Source organism: Mycobacterium sp. IDUB_36 (assembly GCF_055419225.1).
The window spans coordinates 2,094,117-2,110,139 of the sequence record NZ_JBVAXH010000001.1; the positions used below are offsets into that span (position 1 = coordinate 2,094,117).

Genomic DNA, 16,023 nt, shown 5'->3' on the forward strand with positions numbered 1-16,023 from the left:
AGTACGTGTCACGCCAGCGTCGGTCTCGATGCCTTTACAGCGCCTTCAACTCCTCGGCCACTTCGGTCACCGACTTCTTCGCATCGCCGAACAGCATCGACGTCTGCGGCAGGAAGAACAGTGGGTTCTCGATCCCGGCATAGCCCGATGACATCGAACGCTTGAGCACGATCACCGCGCGCGACTCGTCGACGTTCAGGATCGGCATGCCGTAGATGGGTGAGCTCGAGTCGTTGCGAGCGGCGGGGTTGGTGACGTCGTTGGCCCCGATGACGACGGTCACGTCGGTGCGGCTGAACTCGCCGTTGACGTCGTCCATCTCCTTCATGGCGTCGTAGTCGACGTCGGCCTCCGCCAGCAGCACGTTCATGTGACCGGGCATGCGGCCGGCCACCGGGTGGATGGCGTACTTGACCTCGACGCCCTTCTCCTCCAGCAGCTTGGCCATCTCCTTGACGGCGTGCTGAGCCTGCGCGACCGCCAGCCCGTAGCCGGGCACCACGATCACCTGGTTGGCGTAGGCCATCTGGATCGCCACGTCGGCGGCCGAGGTCGACTTCACGGTGCCCTGCTCCGCTCCCGCGGGCCCGGCGGCGTCACCGGTACCGCCGAACGAGCCGAACACGATCGCCGGGATCGACCTGTTCATCGCGACGGCCATTAGGTTGGTCAAAATCGAACCCGAGGCGCCGACGATCATGCCGGCCACGATCATCGCGGTGTTGTTCAACGCCAAACCGGCTGCGGCGGCCGACAATCCGGTCATCGCGTTCAGCAGCGAGATCACCACCGGCATGTCGGCGCCACCGATCGGGAACACCACGAACAGACCCATCAGGCCCGCGAAGGCCAGCACCAGCACGATCCACCACATCGGCTGGCCCGGGTTCAGTCCGAGGTAGACAGCGACACCGATGGCGCCGATCAGCAGCGCGATGTTGGAGAGCTGGAACAGCTTCGCCGAGGCCACCAACCGCTTTTCCACATTCTTGGGGATCGACTCCTGCAGCTTCAGGAAAGCCACCAGTGAGCCCCAGAACGACACCGAGCCGATGATCGCCGCGAACAGCGAGCCGACAACCAGCGCGACGGTGGGTGACTGATCGGGCCGGAACACCGAAAAGCCCTTGGTCTCAATGAATTCCGACCACGCGATCAGCGCGACGGTACCGCCGCCGACGCCGTTGAACAGCGCCACCAGCTGGGGCATGGCGGTCATCTTGGTCTTCTTGGCCGGCGGCACGCCGAGCACCACACCGATCAACAGACCCGCGGCGATCAAGATCCAGTTGATCGACGCGGTGTCGCGCACCTTGATCAGCGTCGCGACCACCGCGATGCCCATACCGACCGCGGCGATCCAGTTGCCGCGCACCGCGGTCTTCGGCCCGGTCAGGCCCGACAGACCGTAGATGAACAGCGCGAACGCCGCGATGTACAGAACGTCCACCGCGTAGTCGACGTTTTCAGTGCTCACTTGGCAGCCTCCTTCGCGGTGACCGCAGTGTCGGCAGGGGCCTTGCGCGACTTGAACATGCCCAGCATCCGGTCGGTCACCAGGAAGCCACCGATCACGTTCAAGGTGCCGAAGATCAGCGCGATGAAGGTGATGGCCCGCACACCCCAGTTGGCGTCGGCAGGCAGCTCACCCAGTACCAGCAGCGCACCCAGGACCACGATGCCGTGAATGGCGTTGGTGCCCGACATCAACGGGGTGTGCAAGGTGTTGGGCACCTTGGAGATGACCGCGAAGCCGACGAACCCGGCGAGCACCAGGATTGCCAGGTTGGCCAACAGTTGGTCGTACATCTACGAGTCCTTCCCCGCCTGATGGTCCTGCTCCGCGGCGTCGCCGGCGCGCGTCACGCACGAACCGGCCACCACCTCGTCCTCGAAGTCCGGCGACAGCTTGCCGTCGGTGATCAGCAGGTCGAGCAGCGCGGTGATGTTCTTGCTGTAGAGCTCACTGGCGTGCTCGGGCATGGTGGCCGGCAGGTTCAGCGGCGAGACGATCGTGACGTCGTGCTTCACCACGGTCTGACCGGGTTCGGTGAGTTCGCAGTTACCGCCGGTCTCACCGGCCAGGTCGACGACGACACTGCCGGGCTTCATCGCCTCGACCGCGGCGGCCGTCACCAGTCGGGGTGCCGGCCGGCCGGGCACCAGCGCGGTGGTGATCACGACGTCGAACTTGGCGATGGCCTCTTCGAGGGCCTTCTGCTGCTGCGCACGCTCCTCGTCGGTGAGTTCACGGGCATACCCGCCCTCACCCGCGGCGTCGATTCCGAGGTTCAACCATTGCGCGCCCACCGAGCGCACCTGGTCGGCCACCTCAGGACGGACGTCGTAGCCGGTGGTTTTACCGCCCAGGCGCCTGGCCGTGGCCAGCGCCTGCAAGCCGGCGACACCGACCCCGAGCACCAGCACGGTGGCCGGCTTCACGGTTCCGGCCGCAGTGGTCAGCATCGGGAAAAAGCGGGTCGACTCCGAGGCCGCGACCAGGACGGCCTTGTAGCCCGCGACGTTGCCTTGCGACGACAGCGCGTCCATCGCCTGGGCCCGGGAGATCCTGGGGATGGCTTCGAGCGCGAACGCCTGCACACCGGCCTGCGTGAGCGCGCCGATCGCGTTCTCGGCGTTGCGCGGCGCCAGGAAACCGATCAGGGTCTGCCCGCTGTGTAGCTTGGCGACTTCCTCGGTGGTCGGGGGCGCGACCTTGACCACGATGTCGGCCGCCCACGCGTCTCCGATGGTGGCGCCGGCCTCGGTGTACAGGGAGTCGGGCAGCAGCGCGCGCTCGCCGGCGCCGGCTTCCACGACGACCGCCACACCGCTTTTCACCAGCGGTGCGATCACCTTGGGCACCAGCGCGACCCGTCGCTCGTCAGCTCCCGATTCGGCGACTACGCCGACCGTCGTCTGCGTTTCTGTCATGGCGTCCGCATCTACTTCCTGTACTTCCTACTCGCCGGTAGATCGGCAACAACCCTAACCTGACGGCCCGCCTGCGCCGCCTGCCTCCCCGAGGCGGCCGGCGTCGCGGGCGGCCGAGCTCACCAAAGTGGAAAGTCGCGGCCGTGTTCCTCAGCGGACCGCGGCCCGAAATAGCGGCGCTGCGACTCCTCGATCGCGACGTCGTTGATGCTGGCTTCGCGACGGGCCATCAAGCCGTCCGCGTCGAATTCCCACAACTCGTTGCCGTAGCTGCGCCACCACTGGCCGTCGGCGTCCCGGCATTCGTACTGGAAGCGGACCGCGATGAAGTTCTGGTGGAAGCTCCACAGACTCTTACGCAAGGCGTAGTCGAGTTCGCGCTGCCATTTACGGGTCAGGAACTCGACGATCGCATCGCGACCGACGACGTGCTCGCCGCGGTTACGCCATTGCGAGTCAACGGTGTACGCGCGGCTGACCCGGTCCGGATCCCGGGTGTTCCAGGCGTCCTCGGCGGCCTGAACCTTCTCGGCGGCGGTCTCTGGTGTGAACGGCGGCAACGGCGGGCGGATGTCGGTCATGACGTTCATCCTGCCCCCGGTGTGGCACCGGGGCGGGTGGCTTATCGTGGCGGTTATGGACTTCGCAATGTCAGCCAAAGCCAGCGACTATCACAAACGGCTGAGCGAGTTCATCACCGATCACGTCTTCCCCGCCGAGGCCGAATACGACAAGTACCGCGAGGAAGCCGGGCCGAAGGACCACACCGTTCCCCCGGTGATCGAGGAGCTCAAAACCAAGGCCAAGGCCGCGGGACTGTGGAATCTGTTCCTGCCGTCGGAATCCGGCCTGAGCAACCTGGACTACGCGCCGCTGGCGGAGTTGACCGGGTGGAGCTTGGAGATCGCCCCCGAGGCGATCAACTGTGCCGCGCCGGACACCGGGAACATGGAGACCCTGCACCTGTTCGCCACCGAGGAGCAGCGCAAGAACTGGCTCGAGCCGTTGCTCGCCGGCGAGATCCGCAGCGGCTTCTCGATGACCGAGCCCGCCGTCGCCAGCAGCGACGCCCGCAACATCGAGACGTCGATCGTGCGTGACGGCGGCGACTACGTGATCAACGGCCGTAAGTGGTGGACCTCGGGCGCGGCCGATCCACGCTGCAAGATCCTGATCGTGATGGGCCGCACCAACCCGGAGGCGGCCAGCCACCAGCAGCAGTCGATGGTGTTGGTGCCGATCGACACGCCCGGCGTGACCGTGGTCCGCTCGACCACCGTGTTCGGTTACCAGGACCAGCCCGGCCACTGCGAGATCATCTACGACAACGTCCGGGTTCCGGTCACCAACCTGCTCGGCGAAGAAGGCGGCGGCTTCGCTATCGCGCAGGCTCGGCTGGGCCCCGGCCGCATCCACCACTGCATGCGCGCGCTGGGCGGCGCCGAGCGTGCGCTGGCGCTGATGGTGCACCGGGCCAATACCCGCATCGCATTCGGCCGTCCGCTGGCCGACCAGGGTCTGGTGCAGCAGGCAATCGCCCAGTCGCGCAACGAGATCGACCAGGCCCGGCTGCTGTGCGAGAAGGCGGCCTGGACGATCGACCAGCACGGCAACCGGGCCGCCCACCTACTGGTCTCGCAGATCAAGGCAGTCGCCCCGCAGATGGCCTGCAATGTCATCGACCGCGCCATCCAGGTACACGGCGGCGCCGGAGTCAGCGATGACACCGTGCTGGCCCGGATGTACGCGTGGCAACGCGCGATGCGCATCTTCGACGGACCCGACGAGGTGCACCTGCGGACCATCGCCCGGTCCGAAATCGGCCGGGAGAAAAGCGCTTTCGCGGCGGCGGTCACCTAACGTGGTGACCGGGCTGCGAGATCTACAGGGAGCCTGGAACTTTCGCGACGTCGCCGACACCACCGGTGTGCTGCGACCCGGTCGGCTCTTCCGCTCCGGCGAGTTGAGCGAGCTGGCTGACGAGGGCCGAGACGAGTTGCGCCGCTTGGGTGTCACCGACGTCGCCGATTTGCGCTCGCGCAGCGAGGTGCTGCGGCACGGCCCCGGCCTGGTACCCGACGGAGTGGACATCCACCTGCTGCCGATCCCGGACCTGGCACCCGACGAGGCGAACCCGGACGGCGCGGCGCCGCACGAGCACGCATTCAAGCGCCTCTTCGAGGAGAAGCCGGACGGTGAATCGGTCAGCGACGCCGCCAGCCGCTACATGGTCGACGAATACAGCCGCTTCCCCACCTATCCCGGAGCCCGCGAGGCCCTGCATCGCATGGTGACCCTGCTGGGCGACGGCCGGACAGTGCTGGCGCACTGTTTCGCCGGCAAGGATCGCACCGGGTTCACGGTCGCGCTGGTGCTGGAGGCAGCCGGGGTGGGACGCGACGCGATCGTCGCCGACTTTCTGACCAGCAACCAGGCCGTGCCGCTGTTGCGGGAACGCATCCTCGACACGATCCGGGAGCGGGCCGACGTCGACATGACGCCCGAGCTGATGTCGACCACCGAAGCCCGCCTGTCCGAAGAGGTGCTCGGCGTTCGCGAGGAGTACCTCGATGCCGCGCGACGGACCATCGACAGCGACTTCGGCTCGCTCGACGGCTACTTCCGCAGTGCCGGTATCACCGACGCCGACGTCGACCGGCTGCGCGACGCGCTGCTGGGCTGAGACCCCCGGGTAAAGCCGACACCACCCTCCCCTCCGAGTGGCTGGGCCGTGTCGATGGCCGCTTGGTGCCACTGGGGGCGATGGGGTGCGTGATACGCGTCCGACTAGTTGGACGCGAAACTTAATTTTCCCCAACGAAAAGCTGTGTGTTTCTCAGACATATGAGTTCCATAGGCGTAGACATATGCCTAATACCCGCGCCGTCAGCCTCGTTGGAAAGGTCGCACAATGTCTGCTCGGAAGCTTCGTCTCATGGGTCTGGGAATGGTCGTCACCGCCGGCGCAGGGTTCTTGAGCCTGGCCGGCATGCTGAACGCCGGGGTCGCGCACGCCGACGGCGAGGACATCGGCCTGGTCATGGGCGGCAGCGGGCTGCCGATCCCTGGTTCCGGTTACGTACAGGCGGCCACCGGGCTCTACCTGAACCACATCTACCCCGGTGACATCACGAACTACTACGGAGCGACTGCGAACAACCCCTTCGGCGAGGGGCTCTTCACGCCCGAAGGCCTCTACCCGCTGACCGGCGTCCACACCCTGCCGCTCAACTACCCCTCCGGCGGTGAGCTCGGTCTTCCCACCAATGCCACCTCGGTCGGTCAGGGAATCACGATCCTTGCCAACCAGATCGAGGCCAATGCCGCGAACGGCGACGTCTCAACGGTGTTCGGTTACTCGCAGAGCTCCACGCTCGCCGGTCTGACCATGGAACAGCTGAAGGCCGACGGGGTGAGCCCGGACATGGTCAAGTTTCTGTTGCTCGCCGACCCGAGTAACCCGAACGGCGGGCTGCTGTCGCGTTTCGACGGCTTCACCGACATGTCCGGCAACACGCACTCGCTCGAGCTGAACCTGCCCAGCCTCGGTGTCTCGTTCGACGGCGCCACCCCCTCCGACGACTACGTCACCTCGATCTACTCGATCCAGTACGACGGCTTCACCGACTTCCCGAAGTACCCGATCAACCTCCTGGCCGACCTCAACGCGTTCCTGGGCATCCAGCAGATTCACGGCCACTACCTCGACTTCCCGCTCGACGGCAGCGGCCCGAGCCCGACGGACATCGCCAACGCGATCCTGCTGCCGGGCTCGGCCAGCCTGGGAGACACGGACAGCCTGACCGACTACTACATGATCACCACGCTCGGCGGTGAAGACGTCACCCCGCCGCTGGTCGCGCTGTTGCCCGCGCCGCTGCAAGCACTGCTCGGGCCTGACCTGACGTACCTGATCAACCTCGGCTACGGCGACGGCTCGACCGGTTACTCGGTGGACGTGGATTCACCGGCCGACGTGAACACGCCGTTCGGACTGTTCCCCGACGTCAGCCTGTCCGACATCTTCAGCAACCTGGCCACCAAGACCCAGGAAGGCATCACCGCATTCGAGGCCTACCTGGCGGCGCCCCCCGACGTCACTCCGGTGGTCGACCCGAGCACGTCCGGACTGGACTTCTCCGCGTTCCTGACCAACCTGGCGACCGACCCGAGCGGAACGTTCACCGAGTTCATCAACGCACTGACCACCGCGTCCTCGGCGGCCTACTCCACACTGCTGCCCACTGCGGACATCATCAATGCGCTGCTGACCAGCGTGCCGGCCTACGACCTCTCGCTGTTCAGCGCGAACATCGCGACCGGTGATTTCGTCGACGCCATCGGCCTGCCGATCGCGGCGAACACCGCAGTGTTCACCCTGGCCGCGGGCTTCGAGCTGGAGGTCATCCAGAGCGCCGCAGCGCAGATCCAGGACGCCTTCTCGGGTCTGTTCTCCTAACCGCCGAACGAGAAAGGCGCCGCGACCCAGCGAGGGGGCGGCGCCTTTCTTTCGTTCAGGTGCGGATCAGCGGATCGAGAAGTTGGCCGCCTTCGCCGCGGACAGGTCGTCGATCTCGCCCCAGTGCGAGGCGATGTCGTCGACCGACGGCGGGGTCTTGAAGGTGACGCCCTCGTTCTGGAACAGCGCGGTGCGCTGCACCTTGCCGCCGCCGACGATGAAGATCGAGCCGCTGTCGGGCACTTCCTCGGTCACCAGGTAGGCCACCACCGGCGCGACGAACTCGGGCGTCAGGTTCTGCAGCACCTCGGGCGGCAGGATGTCCTCGGTCATCCGGGTGGCGGCGATCGGGGCCAGCGCGTTGGCCTTGATGTTGTACTTGGCGCCTTCCTGGGCGAGCGTGTTGATCAGGCCGACCAAGCCGAGCTTGGCCGCGCCGTAATTGGCCTGGCCGAAGTTGCCGAACAGCCCGCTGGTGGAGGTGGCGACCAGCACGCGGCCGTAGCTCTGCTCACGGAAGTGCGGCCAGGCGGCCCGGACCACGTTGTAACCGCCGTAGAGGTGCACCTTGAGCACCGAGTCCCAGTTCTCGAACGACATCTTGTGGAACGTGCCGTCGCGCAGGATGCCGGCGTTGCTCACGACGCCGTCGATTTTGCCGAACTCGTCGAGGGCGGTCTTGATGATGTTCTCGGCGCCCTCGGCCTCGGCCACGCTGTCGTAGTTGGCAACCGCACGTCCACCGGCGTCTTTGATCTCCTTGACGACGTCGTCAGCCATGTTGTGTCCAGCGCCGGTGCCGTCACGCGAGCCACCGAGGTCGTTGACGACGACGCTGGCGCCTTCCTTGGCGAGGGTCAGCGCGTATTCGCGACCCAGGCCGCCGCCGGCTCCGGTGACGACGACAACGCGATCCTGCACTCCGGGCATTACGTTCCTTTCGGTTTGGCTACTCGAATTCGGCCGGTCAGAACAGCCGGCGCGCCAACTTCCACGCCTTCTCTGTATACGGCGGGTAGATGAAGCTGGCGATGTCGGGTCGGGTCGGCTTGGTCAGCACCGACTTGCGGTGGCTGAACTCCTCGAAGCCGAACTTGCCGTGGTAGGCACCCAGGCCGGACGGGCCCACGCCGCCGAAAGGCAGCTTGTGGGTGGCGAAGTGGAACAGCAGGTGGTTGACCACCATGCCGCCCGCCGGCACCTCCTTGATCACCCGCTCGCGAACGGCCTTGGCCTTGGTGAACAGGTAGGCGGCCAGCGGCTTGGGCCGCGAGTTGACGAATGTGATTGCCTCGTCCAAGTTTTGGACGGTGACGATCGGGAGGATCGGCCCGAAGATCTCGTCGGTCATCAACGGCTCGTCGGCCGCGGGATCCACCACGACCGTCGGCTGGATGTTCAGCTTCGACGGGTCCGAACCGCCGCCGATGGCGACCTGACCCTGCGTGGCGGCGAGGGCGGCAGTGAGCCGATCGAAGTGCCGCTCGTTGACGATTCGCTTACCGCCAGAAGCGTTTTCGGCTTCGAAGCTGGTGACGGCCTTCTGGATCTCGGAGACGAGCTGGTCCCGGATCGGCGCCTCGACCAGCACATAGTCCGGCGCGATGCAGATCTGGCCCGAGTTGATCAACTTGGTCCACGCGATGCGCTTGGCGGCGACCTTGATGTCAGCGTCCTTGGACACGATCACCGGACTCTTGCCGCCGAGTTCGAGGGTCACCGGGGTGAGATGCTTGGCCGCTCCCTCGTACACCTTGCGCCCGATCTCGGTGCCACCGGTGAACAACAGATGGTCGAAACCCTGCGCGATGAGTTCCTGGCTGACCGACCCGTCACCCTCGATCACCGCGATCGCGTCGTTGTCGAGGTAGCGCGGCACCAACTCGGCCATCAGCGCCGACGACGCGGGTGCCACCTCAGAAGGCTTGAGCAGCACCGTGTTTCCCGCCGCGATGGCGCCGGCCGCGGGGCCCAGCGTCAACGCGAAGGGGAAGTTCCACGCGCCGATGATCAGCACAGTTCCGTAGGGCTCGTATTCGACGAAGCCGCGCCCGGGCAGCTGCGACATCTCCAGCAGCTTGTGGCGGCGCTTGGCCCACTTGCCCACGTTCTTCGCCGCGTAGGCGGCCTCACCGCTGGTGCTGGCGACGTCGGCGAGCCACGCCTCGAACGGCGAGCGGCCGAGATCTTTTTCCAGCGCCTCGGCGACCTTGGCCTCGTTCTCGATCATCAGTCGCTCGAGTGCGCGCAGTTGCTGCTTGCGCCACTCGATGTTTCGGGTGCGGCCGGTGGCGAACGTTTGACGCAACCGCGCCACGGTCTTTGCCACGTCAGAGCCGGATTCCGGCGTCGTGGGTGCAACCGGATCAGTGATTTCGGTGGTCATGGGGATCCCTTCCTCGACCGGCGAAATCCCAATCCTAATCAACCACCCGGTTGGGCAACAGGTCCCCTCGGCGCGCGCACTGTCGTGCGTTCGCGGCCCCTCAGACGCGTTCGGCGGTCACGAACTGCGAGAACGCATCCTTGTCGTCGCCCGACGGCACGCCCTCGACCCAACGATTCAATCGGCGCATCTCGTCGCCGGAGTTCTGCGCGGTGGCCCGCCAGCCGTGGTCGTTGAGCCAGGTCGCGACGTCAGCGCGAGCGTCGTCCTGGTAGATCAGGTCCTGGATGTCGATGTTGCGCTCGATGCCGAGTTCCGCGGCCACCCGGTCGAGCCGCTCCCGCATCTCCTGGCGCCGCTCGTCGGAGTGGTTGGCCGCGGTCTCGGCGGCGATCCGGCTGCCCGGCGCGCTCAACTCGCCGATCTGGGTGAACAACCGGTCCTGGGCGTCGGCGGGCAGATACATCAGCAGGCCCTCCGCCAGCCAGGCAGTGGGCACCTTCGGGTCGAAACCGGCCGCGACAAGCGCCGCCGGCCAGTCCTGGCGCAGGTCGATTGCCACCTCGCGGCGGTCGGCCGAGGGCGTCGCGCCGTGCGCGGCGAGTGTCGCCGCCTTGTACTCGAGCACCTTGGGCTGGTCGATCTCGTAGACGGTGGTGCCGGCCGGCCAGTCCAGCCGGTAGGCGCGCGAGTCCAGACCGGACGCCAGGATCACCACCTGGCGGATGCCCGCCTGCACCGCGCCGGCGAAGTGGGCGTCGAAGAAGTGGGTGCGCACCGCCTGGTATCCGCGCATGTGCTCGAAGATCGCGGCGGCTTCGGCGTCGATCTCGGCCACCTTGTCCAGCAGGTCGCTGTCGAGCATCTTCTCCCAGACCCCGGTGCCGGCCTCGTTGACAAGGATCTTGGCGAACGGGTCGTGGATCAGCGGGTCAGGCTTGTCGGTTTCGGCGGCACGAGCCGCGGCCACCATGACCGCCGTGGTGCCCACGCTTTCGGTGATGTCCCAGGTGTCGTCATGGCTGCGTAGGGCGCTCATCGCGGTTCTGCCTTCGGTAGGGGGTGGAAGAGAATCAACGTGCGCCGAGCTCGGCGCTCAACAGTGTGGTGGTGAAGGCCTCGTCGGCCAGATCGTCGGGAATCGCCCGACCGAGTCGGGCCATCTCGTCGGCATTGCGGACGGCGTCGACGCGCCAACCGTGCTCGCGCAGCCAGTCCGCGGCGTCCGCTCGATCGCCTTCCTGATAGGTCAGCGTCTCGACGTTGATGTCCAACCCGAGACGCTGCCGCATCCGGTCGAATCGGGCCCGCCGAGCCACCCGACGCGATTCGCTGTCCGCGGCGCCGAGACTGAACGCTTCGACGGCCACCCGGCTGCCGGGCGCGCTCAGGCTGGTGAGGATCTCGAACAACCGATCCTGGGCCTCGGCGGGCAGATACGGCAGCAGACCCTCCGCCAGCCACGCCGTCGGCACGCCCGGGTCGAAGCCGGCCGCCGTCAGCGCCGCCGCCCAGTCCTCCCGCAGGTCGACCTGCACGGTCCGACGCTCCGCCGTCGGCTCGGCACCGGCCGACTCCAGCGTGGCCGTCTTGTAGGCGACGACTTGCGGTTGGTCGATCTCGAAGACGGTGGTGCCGTCGGGCCACTCGAGCCGGAAGGCGCGTGAGTCCAGCCCGGCGGCCAAGATGACCACCTGCCGGATGCCGGCAGCGGCGGCGTCGGCGAAGTAGGAGTCGAAGTAGTGCGTGCGCACCGCCTGGTAGTCGATGGCGAGCCGGTGCGCGCGGCGCCCGTGGTCGTCGTCGCCGATCCAGTCCAGCGACGTCGCCAGGCGTTCCCACGGCTGCCCCGCGGTCGATACCAGCAGAAAGGCGTATTGGTCGCGGATCAGCGGGTCGGCGGATCCGGTCTCGACGGCACGGGCAGCGGCAACGCTCAGCGCGGTGGCGCCCACACTTTCGGTGATGTTCCAGCTGTCGCCTTCGGACCGAATGGAGTTCGCGTTGTGCAGACCAGTCATAGCGTCACCATGTTACCTAGTAAGTTAGGCAACCTATATGGTTGTGTGCGCTACGTCACGCAACCGGGTCGGGCGGCCGGGTCAGGCTGCGGGCCAGCAACGTTTTCAGCTGGTCGGTGATGGTGTCGAATTCGTGCCGGCTGGCGACGAACCCGGCGTAGAAGCCGACACCCAACAACACGGCAAGCAGCATCTCGGTCAGAGCCGAGGCATTGGTGTCGGCGTTCAGCTCGCCGCTGGAGATTCCGTCGTTGATGGCCCACAACAGAAATGTGCGAGTAGTGCTGACGGAGTCGGCGGTGGGCCGGCTCAGTTCGGGATGCCGCTGGGACTCCAGCGTCGCGGCGATCAGGAAGGCCGACGCCGCATGGTTTTCCAGTTCGGCCTCGAGGGCGCCCTCGATGAATGCCGACACCCGGCCGGTCAGGGTTGTCTCACTGCGCGCCCGTTGAGCACTTGCAGCTACGACGGCGTTATTGGTCTCTTCCAGCACCTGCCAGTACAGAACGCGCTTGTTCGCGAAGTAGTGGTTGATCGCGGGCCGGGTGAGGTCGGCCCGGACCGCGATCGCCTGAAATGTGGCTGCGTCGTAGCCCCGTTCGCTGAAAACCTCACGGGCCGCGCGCAGGATGCGCTTACGCGTCTCAGCCGCCTTTGCTGCTGGGGGGCGACCCGGCCCCCGGCTCGCGGGCTGTACCACCGTTTGATTGTGCCATATGTCACACCTACGCCCGTCACATAAATTCGCTCGCCTGTTAGCTGACGGCTACCTCGGCCGGTGCGGGGTCAGCCCGCCGACCGGCACAACTCCGAACGAACCGGCCTGGTAGTCCTCGAGCGCCTGGATCACCTCGGCCCTGGTGTTCATCACGAACGGGCCGTAGTGGAACACCGGCTCACGAATCGGCCGACCGCCCAGGATCAGCACCTCCAGCGCAGGGACCCGCGAGTCCTGGGCCGAGGCCGCGTCGATGGTGATTCGGTCGCCGGGCCCCAGCACCGCAAGCTGGCCCTGCTGGATCGGGTGCGACACCGGCCCCACCGACCCACGCCCGGACAGCACGTAGACCAGCGCGTTGTAGTCCCGATTCCACGGCAGGCTCAGTCGAGCCCCGGGTTGAATTGTCGTATGGGCCAAGGTGATTGGGGTGTGCGTAACACCCGGCCCGTGGTGACCGTCGACCTCGCCGGCAATGACGCGGATCAGCGCGCCACCATCCTCCGATGACAGCAGAGCGACATCGCCACCTTCGATGGCCTGGTACCGGGGCGTGGCGAACTTGTCTTTCTTCGGCAGGTTGACCCAGAGCTGGATCCCGTGGAACAGCCCACCGCTTTCCACCAATTCGGCCGGCGGCGTTTCGATGTGCAGAATTCCCGCCCCGGCGGTCATCCACTGGGTGGCACCGTCGGCGATCAACCCGCCGCCACCGTGCGAGTCCTGGTGAGCGAAGCGGCCGTCGATCATGTAGGTGACGGTCTCGAAACCGCGGTGCGGGTGCCAGTCGGTGCCCCGGGGCTCGCCGGGCTGGTACTCCACCTCGCCCATCTGGTCCATGTGGACGAACGGGTCCAGCGCGGCGCTGTCGACCCCGGCGAACGCGCGGACCACGGGAAAGCCTTCGCCTTCGTGGCCGCGCGGGCCGGTGGTGATCGAACGGACCGGGCGCTCGGTGTCGAGCGGACCGGCTGCGGACAGCCTGGTCAAGGTCAATGTGTCTGCGGTGACGGCGGGCATCTGGGGCCTCCTCTGAAGTGGATACCCGCTATAACCGGACCGCGGTCCGATTATTCCGCCCGTCGTTGGGCAGCGCGATTAACGCGAGCTGTCCGCCGCGTCCTTCTCGCTGGACGCGCCCTGATGGGTCAGCCCACCGCCGGCATTCTCCAAATGCGCACGCACGAACCACTGGAACTTCTCCAGTTCCGCGGCATGGTCGATGAGGATGTCCTGGGTGACCGGGTCCAGCTTCTCGGTCTCACTGATGCCCTTGCGGGTGTCTTCGATGACGCCGTTGTAGACCAGGTCGAGGGCGGCCAGATGCGCTTGCACGGTGTCACGACCCACCGAGTAGTCGTCCCACGTACGGTCTTTCAGGATCGCCCCCGGCGTGCCTTGCGGTGATCCACCGAGCGTGGCGATGCGTTCGGCCACCTCGTCGGCGTACCCGCGCACCAGATCGACCTGCGGGTCGATCATCTCGTGCACCCCAATGAAGTTGGGGCCCACCACATTCCAGTGCACATGCTTGAGGGTCAGGTGAAGGTCGTTGTAGGTGCTCAACTGCTTTTGCAGCAGATCGGCAAGCGCTTCACCTTGCTTGTCGGTCAGTCCGGGGACGGTGAATTGAGTCATGGGCGGCGGGTACCCGATGACCGCGGCGAATAACCACCGCGAATCAGATCGCGCGGATGTCCTGCACCGGCAGCCGTGCGCCACGGCGGGGCTCGTAGGCGAGTCCGCTGGCGTAGAGCAGTTGGACCACCCGGTGGCGGTGCGGGCGCATCGGCTCCAGGAGTTCGACCATCGCGGCGTCGTCGATCGGATGCCCGAGCAATGTCCAGCCGATCATCTTCGACACGTGGTAGTCGCCGACCGACAGCGCATCGGCATCGCCGAATGCTCGTTGCGCCGTCTCGGCCGCAGTCCAGATGCCGACGCCGGGCAACGACATCAATGCGTCGCGAGCCCGCTCGGCCGGCCAGGAGGTGAGCCGCTCCAGCGCGGATGCCCGCTGGGCGCATCCGACAACGGTGCGGGCCCGACCCGGATCGACGTTGGCGCGATGGAATTCCCAGGACGGGATCCGCCGCCACACCTCGGCCGGGGGCGGCACCCGCATCCGCTCCGGCGCGGGTCCGGGTGCCGGAGTCCCGAATTTGGTCACCAGCAGTCGCCACGCCCGGAAGGCGTCCTTGCCCTGCACCCGCTGCTCGATGACGGCCGGGATCAAGGCCTCCAGCACCCGGCCGGTGCGGCCCAGTCGCAGATGCGGCACGCGCCGGTGCGCTTCGGCGACAATCGGATCGGTCGGTGCGAAGCCGGACGGGTCGTCATCGGCGCCGAGCATCGCCGGGAGCGCATCGAGAAACTCGGCGGCGCCGATCCCCCAGGCCGTGCAGTCGACCGTGTCGGGCGCCGAGCGCCTGAGCCGCGCGGTCACAGCGCCGCTGTGCAGCAAACTCGTTCGCCAGATCGCGCCGTCCTCGGCGATCTGGAAACACGGGTCACCGGGACCCCTGCGCAGCGGGAAGAGGGTGTTCCTGGGACTGACGGGTCCGGGGAAGGTCACCGTGCGAGTGCTACTCACCATGGGCTCCCGCCGCGTACCGCAACTGCTCGATTCCGTCGATCATAGGTCCGGCCGGGAATGGGCGTCACTGTCCGCGACATCATTGACCGGCAACTGACTCCTCCGTCAGGATGACGATGTGACCACGCCCTTCGACGACCCGTCCGCCGAGTTGGCATGGATGTTCCTACAGTGCCTGTCCGACGACGGCGACATCGACGAGTGCTTCGACCTCCTCAGCGACGACTTCACCTACTGGAGCATCGTGACCAGGGATTCGCTCGACAAAACCGCGTTGCGTCACGAGGTCGAGCGGCGCAAGAACCTGGTCGAACTGGACCTGGATTTCATCCAGTGCTTCAACGACGGCGAGAGTGTCGTGATCGAGGCCGAAGCCGACGGCGAGACCGCCGACGGGGTGCACTACAACAGCCCGGCGGTCTTCATCTTCGAGACCCGCGACGGGCTGATCGCCTCGCTCCGCGAGTACAGCGACACCCAGTTGACGGCCCACGTCTTCGGGCCACGGACGGCCTAGTCGACCGTGATCTCGGCTTTGTCGGGATAGAACGCGACGTGGCCGGCGATCGGCGCCACCGCCGGGAACGGCTGCTCGTAAAACCAGATCGCGTCCTCGACGGTGTCACCGGCGGCGGTGGTCACGCTGTAGTACGCCGCTTCGCCCTTGAAGGGGCAGTAGGTATTGGTGTCGGTGCGCGTCAGCACGCCGTGCACGACGTCCTTGTACGGGATGTACTGCACCGCAGGATAGGTCGACTCCTGCAGCTGCAATGCGTCGTTGGTGTCGGCAACGACCTCGCCGCCGATGCGAACGACCACGTGCCGTCCGGTCGGGTTGATCGTGATCGGATGCTCGGCGGTCGGTTCCAGAACGGGTCGACTGGTCATGGCGACGTCTCCTCAGATGCG

At 66.6% G+C, this 16,023-nt stretch carries 17 protein-coding genes; 4 read left to right on the top strand and 13 right to left on the bottom strand.

Annotation, left to right across the window (positions count from 1 at the left end):
• Positions 1–34: 34 nt before the first annotated feature.
• From ACZYW1_RS10215 to ACZYW1_RS10230, 4 genes are all read right to left on the bottom strand, one after another.
• A complete protein-coding gene (locus ACZYW1_RS10215) occupies positions 35–1,477 on the bottom strand; it encodes an NAD(P)(+) transhydrogenase (Re/Si-specific) subunit beta (RefSeq protein ID WP_463785447.1) in 1,443 nt (480 codons plus the stop codon).
• Entirely contained in the window at positions 1,474–1,809 is a 336-nt protein-coding gene (locus ACZYW1_RS10220) for an NAD(P) transhydrogenase subunit alpha part 2 (protein WP_463785448.1), read from the bottom strand. Before ACZYW1_RS10220 ends, ACZYW1_RS10215 begins: the two co-directional genes overlap by 4 nt.
• Entirely contained in the window at positions 1,810–2,934 is a 1,125-nt protein-coding gene (locus tag ACZYW1_RS10225) for a Re/Si-specific NAD(P)(+) transhydrogenase subunit alpha (RefSeq protein WP_463785449.1), read from the bottom strand. It lies immediately after the preceding gene.
• 119 nt (positions 2,935–3,053) lie between these two features.
• Positions 3,054–3,515 carry a DUF1348 family protein gene (locus tag ACZYW1_RS10230; RefSeq protein WP_463785451.1) on the bottom strand — a complete coding sequence of 154 codons (462 nt, stop codon included), beginning with the start codon at positions 3,513–3,515 and terminating at the stop codon, positions 3,054–3,056.
• 67 nt (positions 3,516–3,582) lie between these two features.
• On the opposite strand from ACZYW1_RS10230, the gene ACZYW1_RS10235 reads away from it, so the two are divergent.
• From ACZYW1_RS10235 to ACZYW1_RS10245, 3 genes are all read left to right on the top strand, one after another.
• Positions 3,583–4,794 carry an acyl-CoA dehydrogenase family protein gene (locus ACZYW1_RS10235; protein WP_463787781.1) on the top strand — a complete coding sequence of 404 codons (1,212 nt, stop codon included), beginning with the start codon at positions 3,583–3,585 and terminating at the stop codon, positions 4,792–4,794.
• A 1-nt stretch (position 4,795) separates the two neighbouring features.
• Entirely contained in the window at positions 4,796–5,617 is an 822-nt protein-coding gene (locus tag ACZYW1_RS10240) for a tyrosine-protein phosphatase (protein ID WP_463785453.1), read from the top strand.
• A gap of 228 nt (positions 5,618–5,845) precedes the next feature.
• Positions 5,846–7,393, top strand: a complete 1,548-nt coding sequence (locus ACZYW1_RS10245; protein WP_463785455.1) for a PE-PPE domain-containing protein — start codon at positions 5,846–5,848, stop codon at positions 7,391–7,393.
• A 66-nt stretch (positions 7,394–7,459) separates the two neighbouring features.
• On the opposite strand, the gene ACZYW1_RS10250 is transcribed toward ACZYW1_RS10245, so the two are convergent.
• The 8 genes from ACZYW1_RS10250 to ACZYW1_RS10285 all read right to left on the bottom strand — a co-directional run bounded on the left by ACZYW1_RS10250 (position 7,460) and on the right by ACZYW1_RS10285 (position 15,114).
• Positions 7,460–8,323 (bottom strand): SDR family oxidoreductase, encoded by an 864-nt coding sequence (locus tag ACZYW1_RS10250; protein WP_292989017.1) that lies wholly within the window; start codon positions 8,321–8,323, stop codon positions 7,460–7,462.
• 37 nt (positions 8,324–8,360) lie between these two features.
• A complete protein-coding gene (locus ACZYW1_RS10255; protein ID WP_463785457.1) occupies positions 8,361–9,779 on the bottom strand; it encodes an aldehyde dehydrogenase family protein in 1,419 nt (472 codons plus the stop codon).
• 100 nt (positions 9,780–9,879) lie between these two features.
• The gene (locus ACZYW1_RS10260; RefSeq protein WP_463785459.1) at positions 9,880–10,818 is read right to left on the bottom strand and encodes a class I SAM-dependent methyltransferase; all 939 of its coding nucleotides are present in this window, start codon (positions 10,816–10,818) and stop codon (positions 9,880–9,882) included.
• A 34-nt stretch (positions 10,819–10,852) separates the two neighbouring features.
• Positions 10,853–11,800, bottom strand: coding sequence for a class I SAM-dependent methyltransferase (locus ACZYW1_RS10265; protein ID WP_463785460.1), 948 nt, complete (start codon positions 11,798–11,800; stop codon positions 10,853–10,855).
• 55 nt (positions 11,801–11,855) lie between these two features.
• Positions 11,856–12,500: a TetR/AcrR family transcriptional regulator gene (locus ACZYW1_RS10270; protein ID WP_463785462.1), complete on the bottom strand. Its 645-nt coding sequence runs from the start codon at positions 12,498–12,500 to the stop codon at positions 11,856–11,858.
• Between the two features lie 66 nt (positions 12,501–12,566).
• A complete protein-coding gene (locus ACZYW1_RS10275) occupies positions 12,567–13,538 on the bottom strand; it encodes a pirin family protein (RefSeq protein WP_463785463.1) in 972 nt (323 codons plus the stop codon).
• A gap of 78 nt (positions 13,539–13,616) precedes the next feature.
• Positions 13,617–14,156 carry a Dps family protein gene (locus tag ACZYW1_RS10280; protein WP_463785464.1) on the bottom strand — a complete coding sequence of 180 codons (540 nt, stop codon included), beginning with the start codon at positions 14,154–14,156 and terminating at the stop codon, positions 13,617–13,619.
• A gap of 43 nt (positions 14,157–14,199) precedes the next feature.
• On the bottom strand, positions 14,200–15,114 hold the full coding sequence (locus ACZYW1_RS10285; protein ID WP_463785467.1) for a DNA-3-methyladenine glycosylase family protein: 915 nt from the start codon (positions 15,112–15,114) through the stop codon (positions 14,200–14,202).
• A gap of 160 nt (positions 15,115–15,274) precedes the next feature.
• On the opposite strand from ACZYW1_RS10285, the gene ACZYW1_RS10290 reads away from it, so the two are divergent.
• Complete coding sequence (locus ACZYW1_RS10290; RefSeq protein WP_463787782.1) at positions 15,275–15,631, top strand: nuclear transport factor 2 family protein; 357 nt, start codon at positions 15,275–15,277, stop codon at positions 15,629–15,631.
• On the opposite strand, the gene ACZYW1_RS10295 is transcribed toward ACZYW1_RS10290, so the two are convergent.
• Positions 15,628–16,002 (bottom strand): DUF427 domain-containing protein, encoded by a 375-nt coding sequence (locus ACZYW1_RS10295; RefSeq protein WP_463785469.1) that lies wholly within the window; start codon positions 16,000–16,002, stop codon positions 15,628–15,630. The genes ACZYW1_RS10290 and ACZYW1_RS10295 overlap by 4 nt on opposite strands.
• Positions 16,003–16,023: the final 21 nt, after the last annotated feature.